4 protein-coding genes are annotated in these 1,264 nt (G+C 71.3%); 1 reads left to right on the top strand and 3 read right to left on the bottom strand.

Annotation, left to right across the window (positions count from 1 at the left end; translation table 11 throughout):
* Nucleotides 1-47: 47 nt before the first annotated feature.
* On the bottom strand, nucleotides 48-302 hold the full coding sequence (locus K228_RS0125055; protein WP_025620806.1) for a hypothetical protein: 255 nt from the start codon (nucleotides 300-302) through the stop codon (nucleotides 48-50).
* A 30-nt stretch (nucleotides 303-332) separates the two neighbouring features.
* Here K228_RS0125055 and K228_RS0125060 point away from each other — a divergent pair, with 30 nt between their 5' ends.
* Nucleotides 333-629 carry a hypothetical protein gene (locus tag K228_RS0125060; RefSeq protein ID WP_025620807.1) on the top strand — a complete coding sequence of 99 codons (297 nt, stop codon included), beginning with the start codon at nucleotides 333-335 and terminating at the stop codon, nucleotides 627-629.
* 5 nt (nucleotides 630-634) lie between these two features.
* On the opposite strand, the gene K228_RS0125065 is transcribed toward K228_RS0125060, so the two are convergent.
* Complete coding sequence (locus K228_RS0125065; RefSeq protein WP_025620808.1) at nucleotides 635-940, bottom strand: hypothetical protein; 306 nt, start codon at nucleotides 938-940, stop codon at nucleotides 635-637.
* A gap of 18 nt (nucleotides 941-958) precedes the next feature.
* Nucleotides 959-1,264: peptidoglycan-binding domain-containing protein (locus K228_RS0125070; RefSeq protein ID WP_025620809.1), on the bottom strand; the 306-nt coding region annotated here is incomplete at its 5' end.

Raw genomic sequence — 1,264 nt, forward strand, 5'->3', positions numbered from 1 at the left:
GTCGTAACCCGCCTGCTCACCGAGTACGCGCAGAAGGACCAGTGACCCTACCGCCCCGGCACCTCGTACTTCGGCGCGGCCGGCGTGCCCAGCAGGACACCCAGCCACGGCCACCGCGCCTCGGCGATCCGGACGAGGGCGTAGTAGGCGCCCATCGCCAGCGCCACCACACCGGCCGTGAGGGCGGTGGACGAGTCGCTGTCGAGCACGACCCCCGCCTGCGAGCCCAACCAGGCGAGCAGGGCGCCGACAGCGGCGGGGACCGCGGTACGGATCAGGCTGATCAGGTAGTCATGCGTCATCGGGGTCAACCTCCTGGTTAGGGTCGGTGGATGGATGTGCCGTCACTGCCGCAGCGACAGCGGCTGCTCCTGGCCGAGCTGTCCGGCGTGGCCCGCCGCTACGGCACCGACGGCATGCGGGACGCTCCCCGCGAGGTGGCGGTTGCCGCAGTGCGGGCAGTCACTACCGACCCGGTGCTGCTGGGTGTCCAGGCCGGGGTGGCCCTGGTAGACCCGCACGGCATCAACGGACCGATCGTGGAGCTGCTCCAGGCGGCCGGTGCCGACATGGCCGTGGCGCGGGAGCACGCATCCGAGGTGCGTGAACGGCTCAGCAGATCGCTGTAGCACGTTCAGTGCCCGGCCTGGTCGGCGCCGGTGGCCTGGGCGATCCGGTCTACCTGGTCCTTGAGTGAGCTGCCGCCGTTGGGGCGCAACTCCTCCAGGGCGTCCAGGCGGCCCTCGATCCGGCCCACCCGGGCCATGAGCCCCGGGCGCCCGTCGGGTAGACCGGGCCGGGGTGGCTCGCCGACAAGGTCGTCAACGAGCCGGGACACCTTGCGGCTGGTGGTCAGCGTCCCGCGGGCCGCGCGGCGGAGCACCTCGGCGGCGGCGCCGACGGCGGCGATCACCGCCGAGATGTAGAGCAGCGTCTCCACCGTGGATCTCCCAGCGGGTTAGCGAATCGGGTTGCGGTACGCGGCGTCCCACGTTTTGCGGCCCAGGAGCCCATCGCGGGTCAGGCCCTGGTCGGCCTGGAACGCTTCGATCAGCGCTCGGTACTCCGGCCCGTACAAGCCGTCATTGCCGGCCTTGCGCAGGTACCGCTTGCCCTTGCCCGCGGGCCAGCCTCGGCGGGTGAGCTGCTTAGTCCAGGTGGCCAGCCATTGCCGGTCGGTCTTGCCGTTGAACTTCCGGCGGTAGTACCCCGACACCGACCGATTCCCTCCGCTACGGGAGCCGAAGTAGTAGCCGCTCGGCAG

Origin of the sequence: Salinispora cortesiana (assembly GCF_000484695.1) — a bacterium.
Taxonomy (GTDB): Bacteria; Actinomycetota; Actinomycetes; order Mycobacteriales; family Micromonosporaceae; genus Micromonospora; species Micromonospora cortesiana.

Bases quoted from the DNA above. Each gene is read 5' to 3' on its own strand.
- K228_RS0125060 (WP_025620807.1), top strand. From the start codon at position 333: ATGGATGTGCCGTCACTGCCGCAGCGACAGCGGCTGCTCCTGGCCGAG.
- K228_RS0125055 (WP_025620806.1), bottom strand. From the start codon at position 302: ATGACGCATGACTACCTGATCAGCCTGATCCGTACCGCGGTCCCCGCC.